This window comes from Halorubrum sp. SS7 (assembly GCF_005435055.1).
Classification (GTDB): Archaea; Halobacteriota; Halobacteria; order Halobacteriales; family Haloferacaceae; genus Halorubrum; species Halorubrum salinarum.
Genome location: NZ_SGXV01000500.1, coordinates 1 through 299 on the forward strand (window position 1 = coordinate 1; position 299 = coordinate 299).

The 299-nt window shown below is 68.6% G+C and carries 1 pseudogene; it reads right to left on the bottom strand.

Annotation, left to right across the window (positions count from 1 at the left end):
* Nucleotides 1-299: pseudogene (locus EXE44_RS18930) on the bottom strand (PGF-CTERM sorting domain-containing protein); the annotation flags it as partial.

Sequence of the window (299 nt, forward strand, 5' to 3'; positions counted from 1 at the left end):
GTAGCCGTCGCGGTCCCCGTTCCGGTAGGGGTACAGCTCGTCCCCGGCCCACCCGTCCGTCACGGGATGCGCGTAGTCGTAGTTCTGCCGGGTCCGGAGCTGCGCCTCCGCGTCGAGGTGGATCTGGACGTTCTGCCGGACGGTCGCGTCGGGCTCTAACACGGCGTACCGGTACTCCAGGCTCTGGTACCAGAACATCACGAACATCGACGCCTCGCCGGCCGTCTCCGCGCCGTCGACGCCCTGATCCGGGTAGGTCTCCCACCCGCCGGTCGCCGTATCCTCGAAGCTGACGTTGC